At 70.1% G+C, this 16,675-nt stretch carries 14 protein-coding genes; 6 read left to right on the top strand and 8 right to left on the bottom strand.

Annotation, left to right across the window (positions count from 1 at the left end):
* Positions 1-258: 258 nt before the first annotated feature.
* Both ABD224_RS06650 and ABD224_RS06655 read left to right on the top strand, forming a co-directional pair.
* Entirely contained in the window at positions 259-2,016 is a 1,758-nt protein-coding gene (locus ABD224_RS06650; protein WP_344047839.1) for an LCP family protein, read from the top strand.
* A 103-nt stretch (positions 2,017-2,119) separates the two neighbouring features.
* Positions 2,120-3,802 carry an LCP family protein gene (locus ABD224_RS06655; protein ID WP_344047842.1) on the top strand — a complete coding sequence of 561 codons (1,683 nt, stop codon included), beginning with the start codon at positions 2,120-2,122 and terminating at the stop codon, positions 3,800-3,802.
* Positions 3,803-3,906: 104 nt separating this feature from the next.
* On the opposite strand, the gene ABD224_RS06660 is transcribed toward ABD224_RS06655, so the two are convergent.
* Positions 3,907-4,989 carry a glycosyltransferase family 2 protein gene (locus ABD224_RS06660; RefSeq protein ID WP_344047844.1) on the bottom strand — a complete coding sequence of 361 codons (1,083 nt, stop codon included), beginning with the start codon at positions 4,987-4,989 and terminating at the stop codon, positions 3,907-3,909.
* Between the two features lie 127 nt (positions 4,990-5,116).
* Between ABD224_RS06660 and ABD224_RS06665 the strand changes: the two genes are divergently transcribed.
* A complete protein-coding gene (locus tag ABD224_RS06665) occupies positions 5,117-6,616 on the top strand; it encodes an LCP family protein (protein WP_344047846.1) in 1,500 nt (499 codons plus the stop codon).
* A gap of 37 nt (positions 6,617-6,653) precedes the next feature.
* On the opposite strand, the gene ABD224_RS06670 is transcribed toward ABD224_RS06665, so the two are convergent.
* Positions 6,654-7,211, bottom strand: coding sequence for an acyl-CoA thioesterase (locus ABD224_RS06670; RefSeq protein WP_344047848.1), 558 nt, complete (start codon positions 7,209-7,211; stop codon positions 6,654-6,656).
* A 117-nt stretch (positions 7,212-7,328) separates the two neighbouring features.
* On the opposite strand from ABD224_RS06670, the gene ABD224_RS06675 reads away from it, so the two are divergent.
* The gene (locus ABD224_RS06675; RefSeq protein ID WP_344047850.1) at positions 7,329-8,633 is read left to right on the top strand and encodes an LCP family protein; all 1,305 of its coding nucleotides are present in this window, start codon (positions 7,329-7,331) and stop codon (positions 8,631-8,633) included.
* An 89-nt stretch (positions 8,634-8,722) separates the two neighbouring features.
* Here the strand turns inward: ABD224_RS06675 and ABD224_RS06680 are convergent, their stop codons facing one another.
* Positions 8,723-9,085, bottom strand: coding sequence for a four-helix bundle copper-binding protein (locus tag ABD224_RS06680; RefSeq protein WP_344047852.1), 363 nt, complete (start codon positions 9,083-9,085; stop codon positions 8,723-8,725).
* A gap of 579 nt (positions 9,086-9,664) precedes the next feature.
* Positions 9,665-10,822, bottom strand: a complete 1,158-nt coding sequence (locus ABD224_RS06685) for an acyl-CoA dehydrogenase (protein WP_344047854.1) — start codon at positions 10,820-10,822, stop codon at positions 9,665-9,667.
* Between the two features lie 298 nt (positions 10,823-11,120).
* On the opposite strand from ABD224_RS06685, the gene ABD224_RS06690 reads away from it, so the two are divergent.
* Entirely contained in the window at positions 11,121-12,464 is a 1,344-nt protein-coding gene (locus tag ABD224_RS06690; RefSeq protein ID WP_344047856.1) for a UDP-glucose dehydrogenase family protein, read from the top strand.
* A gap of 144 nt (positions 12,465-12,608) precedes the next feature.
* On the opposite strand, the gene ABD224_RS06695 is transcribed toward ABD224_RS06690, so the two are convergent.
* A complete protein-coding gene (locus ABD224_RS06695; RefSeq protein WP_344047858.1) occupies positions 12,609-13,115 on the bottom strand; it encodes a CGNR zinc finger domain-containing protein in 507 nt (168 codons plus the stop codon).
* Positions 13,116-13,275: 160 nt separating this feature from the next.
* On the opposite strand from ABD224_RS06695, the gene ABD224_RS06700 reads away from it, so the two are divergent.
* On the top strand, positions 13,276-13,635 hold the full coding sequence (locus ABD224_RS06700; RefSeq protein ID WP_344047861.1) for a VOC family protein: 360 nt from the start codon (positions 13,276-13,278) through the stop codon (positions 13,633-13,635).
* A 115-nt stretch (positions 13,636-13,750) separates the two neighbouring features.
* Here ABD224_RS06700 and ABD224_RS06705 read toward each other — a convergent pair whose 3' ends face one another.
* Genes ABD224_RS06705 through ABD224_RS06715 form a run of 3 tightly spaced genes read right to left on the bottom strand, consistent with a single transcriptional unit; the run spans position 13,751 to position 16,661 of the window.
* Complete coding sequence (locus ABD224_RS06705) at positions 13,751-14,929, bottom strand: dipeptidase (protein ID WP_344048058.1); 1,179 nt, start codon at positions 14,927-14,929, stop codon at positions 13,751-13,753.
* Positions 14,930-14,934: 5 nt separating this feature from the next.
* Positions 14,935-15,474, bottom strand: a complete 540-nt coding sequence (gene purE, locus ABD224_RS06710; RefSeq protein ID WP_344047863.1) for a 5-(carboxyamino)imidazole ribonucleotide mutase — start codon at positions 15,472-15,474, stop codon at positions 14,935-14,937.
* On the bottom strand, positions 15,471-16,661 hold the full coding sequence (locus ABD224_RS06715; protein ID WP_344047865.1) for a 5-(carboxyamino)imidazole ribonucleotide synthase: 1,191 nt from the start codon (positions 16,659-16,661) through the stop codon (positions 15,471-15,473). Before ABD224_RS06715 ends, purE begins: the two co-directional genes overlap by 4 nt.
* Positions 16,662-16,675 lie beyond the last annotated feature (14 nt).

Here is a 16,675-nt window from a genome sequence, read left to right on the forward strand (position 1 = left end):
GGAAGGCCTTCCGCGGGGCAGGACGACGGCCGACGGTCAGCCGACGGCGAACTTTTGCCCAAGGAAATGGGCGGATTGCCCACTTGTAGGCAAGTGGAATTTGTCACGGGCGTCGCTTGACACCGAATGGGCCGGATAGTGTGAGCGGTCCGGTGCTACTGGCCGCGAGGTCTTCCTGGGGTCGAGCACTGTGAAGCAGACTTGAGCGCCTTGAGGGGACAAGGCGCCGCGTGGCCCCGACGGAGGGTTCGGACAACCGTGGACGCGCAAGGCCGTGGGCGGGCGAACAACATCGACCCCGCAGACCAATGGGTACTCAATCCGAACACCGGCGAATACGAACTGCGACTGAATCCTTCCGTTCCGCAGTCGCCGATCCCGGGTCCCCGCCAACCCGCTCCGCCCGGCGCGGGCGGCGACGGTGCGGCGGGAGGCCGCGGCCCGGCCCTCGGACGGCAGCAGGTCCGTGAAGCGGCCCCCGCCCGTACGGCCCCGGGTCCCCGCCGCCGCCGCGGCGCACCGCCCGAGGAGCCGCTGCCCGGGCGGCGGAGCCGCCGGCCGGAGAAGAAGAAGTCGAAGGCCAAGAAGGTGCTGCTGTGGACCAGCGGCACCATGGCGTTTCTCCTGGTCGGCGTCGGTACGGCCGGCTATCTGTACCTCAAGCACCTCGAGGGCAACGTCACCACCACCGACGTGGGCGACGCGGGCAAGGCCAGCTTCAGCAAGGACGAGGCCTTCAACATACTGATCATCGGCACGGACAAGCGCACCGGCAAAGGCAACCAGGGCTACGGCGACAAGGACAGCGTGGGCCATGCCGACACCACGATCCTGCTGCACGTCTCCAAGGACCGCACGAACGCCACCGCGCTGAGCATCCCGCGCGACCTGATCGTGGACATCCCGGACTGCCCGACCGAGCAGCCCGATGGCACCACGAGGGTCATCCCGGGCACGCCGAACGCCCGCTTCAACACAAGCCTCGGCCAGAGCGGCCGCGACGCGGGCTGCACGATGCGCACGGTCAAGGAAGTCACCGGCATCGCGCCCGACCACTTCATGATGGCCGACTTCAACGCGGTCAAGACCCTGACGACGGCGGTCGGCGGCGTCGAGGTGTGCCTCAAGCGCGCCGTGGACGACGAGAAGTCGCACCTGAAGCTGCCCGCCGGCAAGTCCACGGTCGAGGGCGAGCAGGCCCTGGCCTTCGTCCGCACCCGGCACGCCTGGGGCAACCACGGCGACCTGGACCGGATCAAGGTGCAGCAGCAGTTCCTCGGCTCGCTGATGCGCAAGATGTCCTCCAGCGACACGCTCACCGACCCCGCCAAGCTGTACGACCTGGCCGAGGCCGCCACCAAGGCGCTGACCGTCGACACCGCCATCGGCAAGGTCAGCACGCTCAAGGACGTGGCGCTGGAGCTGAAGAAGGTCCCGACGAAGAACATCAGCTTCCTGACGGTCCCGGTCATCGACAACCCCGCCGAAAAGGTCGCCTCGACGGTCGTCCTGCATCCGACCGAGGCACGCCCGGTCTTCGACGCCATCGCGAACGACGTCCCCTTCACCGAGGTGAAGAAAAAGAAGAAGGCCGCCAAGGGCGCCGAGGAGGCCGCCCGCCTCAAGGGCCCCCAGTCCGCCGCCTCCGAGGTGCGGGTGCGGATCCTCAACGGCGGAGCTCCCCCCGGTTCCGCGCAGGAGACCCTCTCCTGGCTGCAGACCACCCAGGGGGTGACCAAGTCGGAGAACGCGGGCAACGCACCCCAGAAGATCGGCAAGACCACCCTCGAGTACGACGCCGACCAGGCACCGCAGGCACGTAAACTCGCTGCAATCATGGGCCTGCCCGGATCGGCGCTGAAGCCGGGCGAGAGCGTGACCAACTCCCAGGGTCTGCCGACGATGACACTGACCCTGGGCAAGGACTTCAAGGGTCCGGGTGTACCGCTCGTGGCCCCGACGACGGCCCCCAAGGTCGAGAAGTCCACGGCGGACAAGGTCGAGTGCGCCAGCTGAACACAAGTTCAGCGCACTACGCCACCTTAGGGGCCTGTCATGCGTCTAACACGACGCACGACAGGCCCGTTCACTGGAACACCAGGGTGGGAAGGATGGGGAGTTGACGCGGAGCAGTCTGCACGGGGAGGAGCCTGCGGTCGAGGGCGCGACGGCTCTCGCCGTGCAGGACGGCGGCGCGGCGGGTGACCACGACCCGCACAACAAAGGGGACAAAAAAGGAGAAAACAGAGAAAAGGGAGAAAAAGGGGACGACGGCGACATAGAGCACGAGGTCGCCGGCAGACGCCCCCGACGGCGCATACTGCGCTGGTCGGCCACGGTGCTCTCGCTGGTCATACTCGCCACGGCCGGCGCCGGATACTTCTACTACCAGCATCTGAACAGCAACCTGCGCAAGGGCCAGCGCAGCAGCGGCGACTTCAAGGCGCACCGGACGAAGCCGAACCCGGCCGGCCAGACGCCCCTGAACATCCTGCTGATCGGCTCCGACAGCCGTAACTCCGACGAGAACGTCGCCCTGGGCGGCAGCAGGGAGAACCGCGGCAACCCCCCGCTGGGCGACGTGCAGATGCTCATCCACCTGTCGGCCGACCGCAAGAGCGCCGCCGTGGTCAGCGTCCCGCGTGACACACGGGTCGACATCCCCCAGTGCACCGACCCCGACACCGGCAAGGTCTACCCGCCGGTCAACACCATCATCAACGAGTCACTGGCCCGCGGCGGCGCCGGCTGCACGCTCGCCACCTGGGAGAACCTCACCGGTGTCTACATCGACCACTGGATGATGATCGACTTCGCGGGCGTGGTGCGCATGGCGGACGCCATCGGCGGTGTCGAGGTCTGTGTGAAGCACAACGTGTGGGACCGCAATCTGCAGACCCAGCGCGGCGGCTCCGGTCTGAAGCTCACGGCCGGCAAGCACAAGGTCAAGGGCAAGCAGGCCCTGCAGTGGCTGCGCACCCGGCATGCCTTCCACAGCGACCTGGGCCGGGCCAGGGCCCAGCACATGTACATGAACTCGATGATCCGCATGCTGCGCGGCCAGAACGTCTTCACCGACACCGGCCGTCTGATGGGCCTGGCGGAGGCCGCCACACAGTCGCTGCAGGTCTCCGAGGAGATCGGCACCGTCAAGAAGCTGTACGACCTGGCCATGCAGCTCAAGACGGTCCCCACCGACCGCATCACCATGGCGACGATGCCCAATGTCACCGACCCGCAGAACCCCAACCATGTGATCCCGGACGGTGCCAACGCCGCGAAGATGTGGAAGATGCTCCGCGAGGACGTGGCCTTCGACAAGAACGGCCCGAAGACGGAGGCGAAGAAGCCCAGCGAGGACGAGACCCCCGCGACTCCCTCGGTCGCGGCCGACCGGCTGGGCGTGCTGGTGCAGAACGCCACCCGCACCTCCACCCGGGCCCCGGTCAGCGGCCGGGCCGGTGAGATCAGCCGGCAGCTGCGGCGGAAGGGCTTCACCCGGGCGACGGCCGACACCTCGGCGGCGGGGTCCGCGGAGGAGACCGTCGTGCGCTACCCGAGCGCCGACCTCGAGGGCGACGCACGGAGCGTCGCCAAGGCCCTGGGCATTCCGATGAGTTCGGTCAAGCGGTCGACCGATGTCTCCGGCGTCACCGTCGTCGTCGGCGCCGACTGGCGCACTGGCGTCACCTACCCGAAGGAGTCCGCGCCGAAGGCCGGCGACCTGCCCGAGAACTCCGACGCCCTCAACGGCTCGGACGAGAGCCAGTGCATGGACGTGTACGAGCCCTACCGCTGGTAGACACGCCCCCTGCCGTGGCGGGCACACGCAAGGGCCCCTCTCCCGGGAGAGGGGCCCCGCGGGGCGAACCGGCTGGCGGTGACGGCTCAGCCGGTGGTCATGACTCAGTCGGTGGTGACGGCCCGGTCGGCGGTGGCGTCCCGGTCCGCGGTGGCGGTCCGGTCGGTGGTGACAGCCGCGGACCTGCGCGAGGCGATGACCTTCTTCGCCAGCGATCTCGGGCTCGTCAGAAAGCCCCAGCCCCAGGACATGTGCATGGTGGCGAGCGCAACGGGGATGCGCAGGCGGGCCTTCAGGGGCAGCCCCTTGCCCGCGGGGATCGAACCGGCGACGATCGCCGCCAGATAGCCGCCGGGGACCACGAACCCCCAGGGGGTCAGGAGCGCGCCCACCACGATCCCGGCCGCGATGGCGCACACCGCGGTCGGCGGGGCGAGGTAGCGCAGGTTGATGGAGCCGGGGTGGTAGCGGGCGACGACGTGCCGCCAACGGCCGTAGTCCTTGTACTGCTTGGCCAGCGCCCGCACGGTCGGACGGGGCCGGTAGGAGACGCGCAGCTCCGGCGAGAACCAGATCAGCCCGCCCGCCTCGCGGATGCGGAAGTTCAGCTCCCAGTCCTGGGCGCGGATGAACTCCTCGTTGTAACCGCCCTGCTGCTCCAGCACCTCGCGCCGGAACACCCCCAGATAGACGGTCTCCGCGGGACCGGCCTGGCCACCGGTGTGGAAGGCCGCGTTGCCCACCCCGATCCTCGAGGTCATCGCGGCGGCCACCGCCTTCTCCCAGTCGTTCTCGCCCTCGGCGTGCATGATGCCGCCGACGTTCTGCGCGCCGGTCTCCTCCAGGAGCCGTACGGCTGTGGCGATGTAGTCCGGCGAGAGCATCCCGTGGCCGTCGACACGGACCACGATCGGATGGCGGGAGGCCTTGATCGCGGCGTTGAGCGCGGCGGGGGTACGGCCGCTGGGGTTGGGGACCGTACGCACGCGCGGGTCTTCGGCCGCGAGCTCGGCGGCGATCTCGTCCGTGCGGTCCGTGGACGGACCGAGGGCGATCACGACCTCCATCTCGCCGTCGTACTTCTGCGCGAGGATCGCTTCCACGGCCCCCCGCAGATGCCGCTCCTCGTTGAGGACGGGCATGATCACAGAAACGGCGGGGAACCGCACGTCGGGCTTGGCGTTCATCGGTGCTCACGTTACCGCGAACGGGGGATACCGGTGCGCGCCGCGGGTGCTGCTGCGCCGATCAGCCGATCGTATGCCCCTACGGTGCACACGGTGCCCACCCACGCCCTCAGCGGAGGTGTCCCCCATGTCCAGCACGCAGTACCGGCCGCGCCCACGGCCGCAGCGCGCCCCGCGGCAGGTCGCCGGTCCGGCGGGTCCGGCGAGACCGGCCCGCGTGCCGTATGCGCCCGTACCGCGCCGCAGACCGCGCTGGGCCATGCGGGCGGCGACCACGCTGTCGGTGGTGGTGCTCGCCTCCGCCGGGATCGGGCACGCGGTGGTCTCCAGCGTGGACGCGGACATCGCCCGGGTCGACCCCTTCAAGGACATGAAGAACCGCCCGCCGGCCGGCCACGGGATGAACGTGCTGCTGGTCGGCACCGACAGCCGGGACAGGATCAGCGAGCAGGAGCGGCAGCGGTACCGGCTGGGCGGCCGGCCGTGCAACTGCACCGACACCATGATGATCGTGCACCTGTCGCAGGACCGGGAGCGGGTCAGTGTGGTGAGCCTGCCCCGGGACTCCTACGCCGAACTGCCCGAGCACGCCGACCAGAACACCGGGCAACGGCACGGGCCGCACCCGGTCAAGCTCAACGCGGCCTACGCGGAGGGCGGGCCCGGCCTGACCGTGCGCACGGTCGAGAAGATGACCAATCTGAAGATCGACCACTATCTGGAGGTGGACTTCACCTCCTTCATGCGGACCGTGGACGTCATCGGCGGGGTACGGATCTGCACCGCCGAACCGGTGAAGGACAGCTACACCGGTCTGAACCTGGCCGCCGGCACGCACACGCTCTCCGGCGGCCAGGCCCTGCAGTACGTCCGCTCCCGGCATGTCGACGGGGCGAGCGACCTCGGCCGGATGAAGCGCCAGCAGCACTTCCTGGCCGCCCTGATCGAGCAGGCGACCTCCTCCCGGGTACTGCTGAACCCGCTCAAGTTCCGGGACGTCACCACGGCCGTGCTGGGCTCGGTACGGGCGGACAAGGGCTTCCGCACCGACGAGTTGCTGGACCTCGGACGGGCGATGCGGAACTTCTCCCCCTCCTCCTCGGAGTTCGCCACCGTTCCGATCGCGCAGGTGGCCCACCCGGTCAAGGGCGTCGGCTCCACCGTGAAGTGGGACCGGGCCAAGGCCGACCGGCTCTTCCGGGCGCTGCGCGAGGACCGGCCGCTGGCCACGCGCAAGTCCCGCCGGGCGGACTCCGCCGCGACCGTCGAGGTCGCCCCGCAGCGGATCCATGTCCAGGTGGAGAACGGCACCGACACCACAGGACTCGCCCGGCGGGTGGACTCGGAGCTGGCGGCGGCCGGCTTCCGCACGACCAGGGCCCCCAGGGACGCCCAGGAGCGCGGTGTCACACGGACCGTGGTGCTCTACGACCCCCGGTGGGACCGCTCGGCGAGGTCGCTCGCCGCCGCGCTGCCGGGCAGCGAGCTGCGTCCGGTGCCGGGGCAGGGGGCCACGCTCAGGGTGATCGTGGGCAGCGATCACCGCCAGGTGCGCAAGGTGCGGGTGGAGGACCCGGCGAAGGCGGCCACCGCGGTGGTGCGCGGGGACGAGGTGACGTGCGGATGAGCCCTCCGGGCCACCGGCGAGGCCGCCGGCGAGGGCCTCAGTCCTCGTAGCCCTCCGCCGCCCGCTTCCGCCGCAGCTCCTTGATGGCGCGGCGGCGGGCCAGACGGTGGGTGCGGCGGATCTGGGCCTCCTGGTAACGGCGCTTGTCCTGCTCGGTCTCCGGCAGGACCGGCGGCACCGGGCGCGGCCTGCCGTCGGCGTCCACGGCGGCGAAGACCAGGTAGGCCGAGCCGACGTGGGTGGGCGGGGCGGACTCGTTCCAGCGCTCGGCCATGACCCGCACGCCGATCTCCATGGAGGTCCGGCCGGTCCAGTTGACCTGGGCCTTCACATGGACGAGATCGCCCACCCGGACCGGTTCGAGGAACACCATCTCGTCCATGGACGCGGTGACCGCGGGTCCGCCGCTGTGCCGGCCGGCCACCGCGCCCGCCGCGTCGTCGACCAGCTTCATGATCACCCCACCGTGCACCGTCCCCAGCAGGTTGGTGTCGTTGTGGGTCATGATGTGGCTCAGAGTGGTCCGGGACGCCGAGGTCGGCTTGCCCGGGACATCCGCCGTTCCGGATTCCGCAGTAGGGGCCTGGTCTGTCATGACCTCCACCCTATGCCGAGGCGGAATCCGGAAATTTTGTGTCAGCTTCGCAACAGCGCCGATCCTATTTTCCGACGGCCCTGTCAGGTGCGCTGTGCTGCCCTGCACACTAGGCCCATGACTGATTGGCCCGAGGGGTGGTCCGGCGGCAACCACAGCCCCCGGTACGGACGCGGCAGTGCCGGTGCGCAACCGGAGGGCGCACGAGTGATGCGTCAGGTGCGGCGCGGCGGGCAGGGCGGATACGGAAGTCCGGGCGGCTCAGGCCCCTCGGCACCGCCGCACCGCATCCCGCAGCAGCCGTCGTACGTCGACGGCCGGGGCTACGACGCCCCCGGCGGCGACCACGGATACGACAGCGGATACAACACCGGCCAGGTCTACGGCAGGCGGGCCGGCGGACCCGGCGGGCCGGACGACGGCCACGCGTACGAGTCCCGCCCCGCGCCGAACTGGGGCCGCCGGATCAAGCTGACCGCGATAGCCCTGGTCACCATACTTCTGGTGACCACGGTTGTGACGTACTTCTGGGCCGACTCCCAGCTCAACCGCGCCGTCGACCTGTCCAAGGTCATCGACCGGCCGGAGCCCGGTGAGGGCACCACCTATCTGATCGTCGGCTCCGACAGCCGGGAGGGCATGTCGGCCGAGCAGAAGAAGAAGCTGCACACCGGTTCCGCCGCGGGCAAGCGCACCGACTCGATGATGCTCCTGCACGTCGGCAGCAACGGCGACACCCTGATCTCCCTGCCGCGCGACTCCGCCGTCACGATCCCGCGGTTCCGCGGCTCGGAGTCCGGCAAGCTCAGGGGCCCCCTGGGAACGCGCAAGCTGAACGCGGCCTACGCCTACGACGGTCCGGAGCTGCTGGTCCGCACCGTCGAGTACAACACCGGCCTGCGCATCGACCACTACGTGGAGATCGGCTTCGCCGGTTTCGCGAACATCGTGGACGCGCTCGGCGGCGTGGAGATCAATATCGAGAAGGGCTTCAAGGACAAGTACTCGGGCGCCGACTTCCAGGCGGGCAAGCAGACGCTGGACGGCCAGCAGGCCCTGGCCTTCGTCCGCACCCGGTACGCCTTCGCCACCTCCGACCTCCAGCGCACCAAGAACCAGCAGAAGTTCCTCTCCGCGCTGGCCAACCAGGCGGCCACCCCCTCGACGATCATGAACCCGTTCAAGCTGTACCCGACCCTGAACGCGGGTCTGGACTCCCTGATCGTCGACAAGGACATGAGCCTGTGGGACCTGGCCACCATGTTCTGGGCGATGAAGAACGTCAGCGGCGGCGACGGCACCTCCATGAACATGCCGATCGCCGGCTCCTCCGGCGGCAACCTCATCTGGGACAAGGCGAAGGTCAAGAAGCTGATGAACGAGCTGAGGAACGACCAGAAGGTCACCGTCACCGGCGACTGACCCCGCCCGCCCCCACGCATCCCGAAAGGAGCCCCGCGGTGCCGTGCTCCGGCGACCGCGGGGCTCCGGCGTACCGCCGGGGGCTCGGCTCACATGCTGGCGCCCGCCATCGTGCGGCACATCTCCGCGCAGCGACGACACTCCTCCGCGCAGCGCGTCATCATCTTGTCGTCCGGCATGGACATACACGCCTCGGCGGCCATGTCACAGGCCTTGGCGCACATCGCGCACATCTCCGCCGCCAGCGGAGAGCGGCGCATCATCATGTCCGCGCACATGCGGGTCATCTCGGAGCAGTCCATGAGCGCGCGCATGATCTGCATCTGCGTCTGGCCGCCCATCTGCATGCAGGAGCTCATGGTCTCCTCGCAGACGGTGTGGCACGACATGCAGGCCTGGACGCAGTCCTGCATCTCCTTGCTCATGGGGGTCGCGGTTCCGGGCTGAGTCATGGCTCCTCCTGGGGGACAGGGGGACCCCGACGGTCCCTCTCTCCCTTCCGTCGTACGCCTGCTCCCGACCCGGCGCCATCCGAACGGGCAAAAGCCTTATTCCACCCATTCGGCCTACTGCTCGGGCGTTTCGGTCCTCTGGTCGCCCGGCTCCCCGGCTTTCTGGCTCCCCGGTCTCCGGCCGCCGCCGAAGGGCCACCACCGAAGGGGACGCCGACGCCCTCCCCCTTCTCCGTCCTCCGTCCCGCCGGTGCCCATGCGCACGTCCGGGGTCCCCGCCTGCGCGGTGACGGCGATCGGCCCGGCCGGAGTCCGGCGTCCCCGAGAGGCCGGACACGGTGTCCGCCTCCCCCACGGCACAACCGGCCGGGGCGGCCTCGGCGGAACCGGGCGCGGAACCGGTTGAGCGGATGCCGACCTGGCCTCACATTCCCGCGCACACCGCGCACTTGCTCGAGCGCACCGGGTACTCGCTCAACGCGGATCGGCCGTCGTCTCCTCGGCCCGGCCCAGCGGCTCAATCGGCCCGACCCAGTGACTCAAGAAGCGTGAGCGCACAGTGCCGCACACGGCCGGATGTCACGGCAGGTTGCGGGCCATGACGATGCGCTGGACCTGGTTCGTCCCCTCGTAGATCTGAGTGATCTTGGCGTCGCGCATCATGCGCTCCACCGGGTAGTCGCGGGTGTAGCCGTACCCGCCGAGGAGCTGGACGGCGTCCGTGGTGACCTCCATGGCGACGTCGGAGGCGAAGCACTTGGCGGCGGCGCCGTGGAAGGTGAGGTCGTTGTCGTCGCGCTCGGACTTCGCCGCCGCCGCGTAGGTCAGCTGACGGGCGGCCTCGATCCTCATGGCCATGTCGGCGAGCATGAACTGGATGCCCTGGAAGTCGGCGATCGGCTTGCCGAACTGCCTGCGCTCCTTGACGTAGTTCTTGGCGTAGTCGAGGGCGCCCTGGGCGATGCCGAGGGCCTGGGCGGCGATGGTGATACGGGTGTGGTCCAGGGTGCGCATCGCGGTGGCGAAGCCGGTGCCCTCGGCGCCGATCATCCGGTCCGCCGGGATGCGGACGTTGTCCAGGTACACCTCGCGGGTCGGGGAGCCCTTGATGCCGAGCTTCTTCTCGGGGGCGCCGAAGGAGACCCCCGGGTCCGACTTCTCGACGACGAAGGCGGAGATGCCCTTGCTGCGCTTGTCGGGGTCGGTCACGGCCATCACCGTGTAGAACTCCGAGACGCCGGCGTTCGTGATCCAGCGCTTGACCCCGTTGAGGACGTAGTAGTCGCCGTCGCGGACCGCCCTCGTCTTCATGCCGGCCGCGTCCGAACCGGCCTCGGGCTCGGAGAGGCAGTACGAGAACATCGCCTGGCCCTTGGCGAGCGGAGCGAGGTACTTCTTCTTCAGCTCCTCGGAGCCGGAGAGGATCAGCGGGAGCGAGCCCAGCTTGTTCACCGCGGGGATCAGGGAGGACGAGGCGCAGACCCGCGCGATCTCCTCGATCACGATGACCGTCGCAAGGGCGTCCGCGCCCGCGCCGCCGTACTCCTCGGGTACGTGCACGGCGTGCAGGTCGTTGGCGACCAGCGCGTCCAGGGCCTCCTGCGGGAAGCGTGCCTCTTCGTCGACCGCGGCGGCGTACGGCGCGATCTTCGCCTCGGCCAGCGAGCGGACGGCGTCGCGGAGCATGGTGTGCTCCTCGGACGGGCGGTACAGGTCGAAGTCAGCCGATCCGGCCAAGGTCTCTCACTCCAAAGGAAGACGCACGCTGACGCTAACTACCGTTAAGTAGGTCGAATTTTATGGCTTCGCTCACGTCGGTGTTACGTGAGTTTGGCGACAGACGGGGACAGATGCGGAAACGGGCCGGGAACGGCTGAGGGGCGATGGGGGCGATGAGGGGGCGATGGGGGGTGATAAGCAGGCACGGAGGAAACGCGGAGGGGTCACAGGGAGGACATTGCCCGGCGACGGGCCCGCGCATGTCCCCTTATATGCTCGGGCTCCGCAGCACCGTCGTCCCTCCCATGGAGCACCCATGAGCCTCAAGATCACCGTGATCGGCACCGGTTATCTCGGCGCGACCCACGCCGCGGCCATGGCCGAACTCGGTTTCGAGGTGCTGGGGCTCGACATCGTTCCCGAGAAGATCGAGATGTTGCGGCGGGGCGAGGTCCCGATGTACGAGCCCGGGCTGGAGGAGCTGCTGCACCGGCATGTGGCCGGGCTCGAGGGCTCGACCGGCCGGCTGCGGTTCACGACGGACTTCGCGGAGGCGGCCGCGTTCGGCGACGTCCACTTCATCTGCGTCAACACCCCGCAGAAGCACGGCGAGTACGCCTGCGACATGCAGTACGTCGACTCCGCGGTCACCTCTCTCGCCCCGCATCTGACCGGACCCGCCCTGGTCGTCGGCAAGTCGACGGTGCCCGTCGGCTCCGCGGACCGCCTGGCCCGTACGATCGCCGAGCTCGCGCCCGCGGGCGAGGAGGTGGAGCTGGCCTGGAACCCGGAGTTCCTGCGCGAGGGCTTCGCCGTCCAGGACACCCTGCACCCGGACCGGATCGTGGTCGGTGTGCGCAGCGAGCGGGCGGAGAAGCTGCTGCGCGAGGTGTACGCCACGCCGATCGCCGAGGGCTCCCCCTTCGTGGTCACCGACTTCCCGACCGCGGAGCTGGTGAAGACCGCCGCGAACTCCTTCCTCGCCACAAAGATCTCCTTCATCAACGCCATGGCCGAGGTGTGCGAGGCCGCGGGCGGCGACGTCGCGAAGCTGGCCGAGGCGATCGGGTACGACGACCGCATCGGCAGGAAGTTCCTGCGCGCCGGGATCGGCTTCGGCGGCGGCTGCCTGCCCAAGGACATCCGGGCCTTCATGGCGCGCGCGGGTGAGCTGGGCGCCGACCAGGCGCTGACGTTCCTGCGCGAGATCGACTCGATCAACATGCGCCAGCGCGGGCAGATGGTGGAGCTGGCCCGGCAGGCGCTGGGCGGCGGGCCGTTCCTGGGCCGGCGGATCGCGGTGCTGGGCGCCACCTTCAAGCCGGACTCGGACGACGTACGGGACTCCCCCGCGCTCAATGTCGCCGGGCAGATCCATCTGCAGGGCGGCCAGGTGACGGTGTACGACCCGAAGGGCATGGACAACGCCCGGCGGGTGTTCCCGACGCTCGGATACGCCGGCTCGGCGCTGGAGGCCGTACGGGGCGCGGACGTGGTGCTGCACCTGACCGAGTGGCAGGAGTTCCGCGAGCTGGACCCGGCGGAGCTGGGCGAGGTCGTGGCGGCCCGGGTGATCCTGGACGGGCGCAACGCGCTGGACCCGGAGCGGTGGCGCCGGGCCGGGTGGACGTACCGGGCGATGGGGCGTCCGACCGCGTAGCAGGACACGTACAGCAGGACACACGGCAGGACATGAAGGGACGCCGGTTCGGCCGAGGCTCAGTCGGCCGAACCGGCGTCTGCACGCATTCTGCCCCACCGGAGCGGGGCTTGCGGAGAGACCCCCGGTGAAATCGCCCGCGGCTCACCCCTCCCTCGCCCGGTAGCGCCGCATCTTCGCGCGCGCACCGCACACCTGCATGGAGCACCAGCGGCGCCGGCCGGCCGGGCTGCGGTCGTAGTACGCCCAGTGGCAGGTGTCCGCCTCGCAGGCCTTCAGCCGGCTCCAGGTGCCCGCGGCGACCGCTTCGGCGACGGCGGCCGCGACCCGGGAGAGCAGGGAGCCGGCGTCGGCGGGGACGAGCGTCGCGGAGCCGTCCCGGTCGTCCACGGCCACCAGCAGCGGGGCCCGTGCGAACAGCTCGCCGAGCGGTGTCACCGCGCGGTGCGGCGGATGGCCGGCGTGGACGAGCAGCGTCGCCCGCAGCGACTCGCGCAGTTCGCGCGCCTGCGGCAGTTCCGCCTCCTGGATCCCGAGGCGCGCCCGGCCGTCCGCCGTGTCGAGCGCGTCGACGCCGGTGGCCAGATCCAGGGTGTTCACCAGGGCCTCGACCAGAGCCAGCCCCCCTGGCGCGGCCGATCTCTCACTCATGTCAGCGACGGTACCTCGCACGCACGCTTGTGCTGTTACCCGTTGTGCGAGAGGATGCGGTAACGGTTACCTGTTGAACCCAGTCAACGGGTAACTCCGTCAACGGGTGCCCCCTTCAGCGGGCAGCTCTCGCACAAGGGGCTCGGACAAGGAGGAAGTCATGGCTCTCGCCAAGCTGGGTGTCGTCGTCCTGGACTGTCCCGACCCGCGCGCACTCGCCGGCTTCTACGCCGAGGTGCTCGGCGGGACCGTGGAGGGCGAGGGCGACTGGGTGGAGCTGAAGGGGGAGGGCGGGCGAGTGCTGGCGTTCCAGCGGGCACCGGGCCATGTGCCGCCGAAGTGGCCCGCCGCGGACGGCTCGCAGCAGTTCCACCTGGATCTGGACGTCGAGGACCTGGACACGGCGGAGAAGGCCGTCCTGGCGCTCGGCGCACGTCCGCTGGACACGGCGGACCGTACGCGGAGCTTCCGGGTCTACGCCGACCCGGCCGGACACCCGTTCTGCCTGTGCGCCCGCTGACCGTTCCGCCTGTTCTGTCTGTTCTCTCTGTTCTCTTCGTTCTCTCTGTTCCGTCCGTGCGGTCTGCCGAGCATCTCGCGGCGGCACACCGCACGGACGGCCGCGGGCCCTGTCGTCAGCCGTCCAGTTCCTCGATCGTCGCGTCGGACGGCCCGCGCGTGGCCTGCAGCTCGCGGGCGACGTCCTCCGCGTCGCCCAGGACACGTACCGCGTTCTGCCAGGTCAGCTTGGCCAGGTCGGTCTTCGACCAGCCGCGGTCCATGAGTTCCGCGATCAGGTTCGGGTAGCAGGAGACGTCGTCCAGGCCGTCGGGGGTGAAGGCCGTGCCGTCGTAGTCGCCGCCGATGCCCAGGTGGTCGACACCGGCGACCTCACGCATGTGGTCGAGATGGTCGGCGACCGTGGCCACCGTGGCGCGGGGGCGCGGATGCGCCTCCTCGAAAGCACGGTGGACCCGCATCGCCTCGGCGGTGGTGTCGAGGGGGTGGAAGCCGTGGGCGCGCATGTTCTCGTCGGCCGCGGCCGTCCAGTCCACGGCGGCCTGGAGGACGAACTTCGGGACGAACGTCACCATCGCCACCCCGCCGTTGGCGGGCAGCCGCTCCAGCACGTCGTCCGGGATGTTGCGGGGGTGGTCGCACACGGCCCGCGCGGAGGAGTGGGAGAAGATCACCGGGGCGCTGGTGGTGTCCAGCGCGTCCCGCATGGTCGTGGCGGCCACATGGGAGAGGTCGACCAGCATCCCCAGGCGGTTCATCTCACGGACCACCTCGCGGCCGAAGGCCGACAGGCCGCCCACGCCCGGTTCGTCCGTCGCCGAGTCCGCCCACGGCACGTTGTCGTTGTGGGTGAGGGTCATGTAGCGCACGCCGAGCGCGTACAGCCCCCGGAGCGTGCCGAGGGAGCAGGCGATGGAGTGGCCGCCCTCGGCCCCCATGAGCGAGGCGATACGGCCCTGCCTGCGCGCCGCCTCCATGTCGGCGGCCGTCCGCGCGGGAGCCAGGTCGGCCGGGTGGCGGTCGAGCAGCCGCCGTACGCAGTCGATCTGTTCCAGCGTCGCCGGCACCGGGTCCGGCAGGTCCGCACGGACGTACACCGACCAGAACTGGGCGCCGACACCGCCCTCGCGCAGACGCGGGATGTCGGTGTGCAGATGGGCGCCCTGGTGGGTGGCGATGTCACGGGCGTCGAGGTCGTAGCGGACCTGTTCGCGCAGCGCCCAGGGCAGATCGTTGTGGCCGTCGACGACCGGGAACTCGCGCAGCAGCGCCCGGGCCTCCTCCAGCGCCGGCATCGGGGTCACGTCCCCGTGCCGAAGCCGAAGCCGCCGGCCGCGCCCTCGATCCTGGCGCGCAGCCGCTTGCCCTTCTCGGTGGCCTGTTCGTTGAGCTCCTGCTGGAACTCCCGCATCCGGGCGAGCAGTTCCTCGTCGTGCGCGGCGAGGATCCGGGCGGCGAGCAGACCGGCGTTGCGGGCACCGCCGACGGACACGGTCGCCACGGGCACCCCGGCCGGCATCTGCACGATCGACAGCAGCGAGTCCATGCCGTCCAGGTGCTTCAGCGGAACGGGCACGCCGATCACCGGCAGCGGGGTGACGGAGGCGAGCATGCCGGGCAGATGGGCGGCACCGCCCGCGCCCGCGATGATCACCTTCAGCCCGCGCCCGGCCGCCTGCTCGCCGTAGGCGATCATCTCGCGCGGCATGCGGTGCGCGGAGACGACGTCGACCTCGTAGGAGATCTCGAACTCGTCGAGTGCCTCGGCGGCGGCTTCCATGACGGGCCAGTCGGAGTCCGACCCCATGACGATGCCCACGACAGGGCTGTTCCGGCTCATTCGGTGATGGTGCCTCTCAGGTAGTCGGCTGCGTGACGGGCGCGCTCCAGCACGTCGTCCAGGTCGTCGCCGTAGGTGTTGACGTGACCGACCTTACGGCCGGGCTTCACGTCCTTGCCGTACATGTGGATCTTCAGTTGCGGGTCGCGTGCCATGCAGTGCAGGTACGCGGAGTACATGTCGGGGTAGTCGCCGCCGAGGACGTTCGCCATGACCGTCCACTTGGCGCGCGGGCGGGGGTCGCCCAGCGGCAGGTCGAGGACCGCGCGGAGGTGGTTGGCGAACTGGGAGGTGATCGCGCCGTCCATCGACCAGTGGCCGGAGTTGTGCGGGCGCATCGCCAGCTCGTTGACCAGGACACGGCCGTCGCGGGTCTGGAACAGCTCCACGGCGAGGTGGCCGACGACACCGAGTTCCTTGGCGATCCGCAGTGCCATCTCCTCGGCCCGCAGGGCGAGATCCTCGTCGAGGCCGGGGGCGGGTGCGACGACCGTGTCGCACACGCCGTTCACCTGCCGCGACTCCACGACCGGGTAGGCCACGGCCTGGCCGTGCGGGGAGCGTACGACATTGGCGGCCAGCTCCCGGACGAAGTCGACCTTCTCCTCGGCGAGGACGGGCACACCGGCACGGAAGGGCTCGGCGGCCTCCTCCACGGAGTGGACCACCCACACGCCCTTGCCGTCGTAACCGCCGCGGACGGTCTTCAGCACGACGGGGAAGCCGTCCGCCCGCCGTCCGCCGTCCCGGCCCTCGGGCCCGTCCTGCGCGTCCTGCGCGAGTTCCGCGGCGAACGCGGCCACGTCCTGCGGGTCGGTCACGATCCGGTGCCGCGGGCAGGGCACGCCGAGCGCGTCGAGCCGTGCGCGCATCACGCCCTTGTCCTGGGCGTGCACCAGGGCGTCGGGGCCGGGACGCACGGGGATGCCGTCCTTCTCCAGGGCCCGCAGATGCTCGATGGGGACGTGCTCGTGATCGAAGGTGATCACATCGCAGCCCCGCGCGAACGCGCGCAGCGTCTCCAGGTCGCGGTAGTCGCCGACGACGACGTCGTTCACGACCTGTGCCGCGGAGTCCTGGGGGGTGTCACTGAGAAGCCTGAACCTGATGCCCAGCGGGATGCCCGCCTCGTGGGTCATACGAGCGAGCTGACCACCGCCGACCATGCCGACTACGGGGAACGTCACGCCCTCCAGGGTAT

The organism is Streptomyces thermoalcalitolerans (genome assembly GCF_039525155.1).
GTDB classification, from domain to species: domain Bacteria; phylum Actinomycetota; class Actinomycetes; order Streptomycetales; family Streptomycetaceae; genus Streptomyces; species Streptomyces thermovulgaris.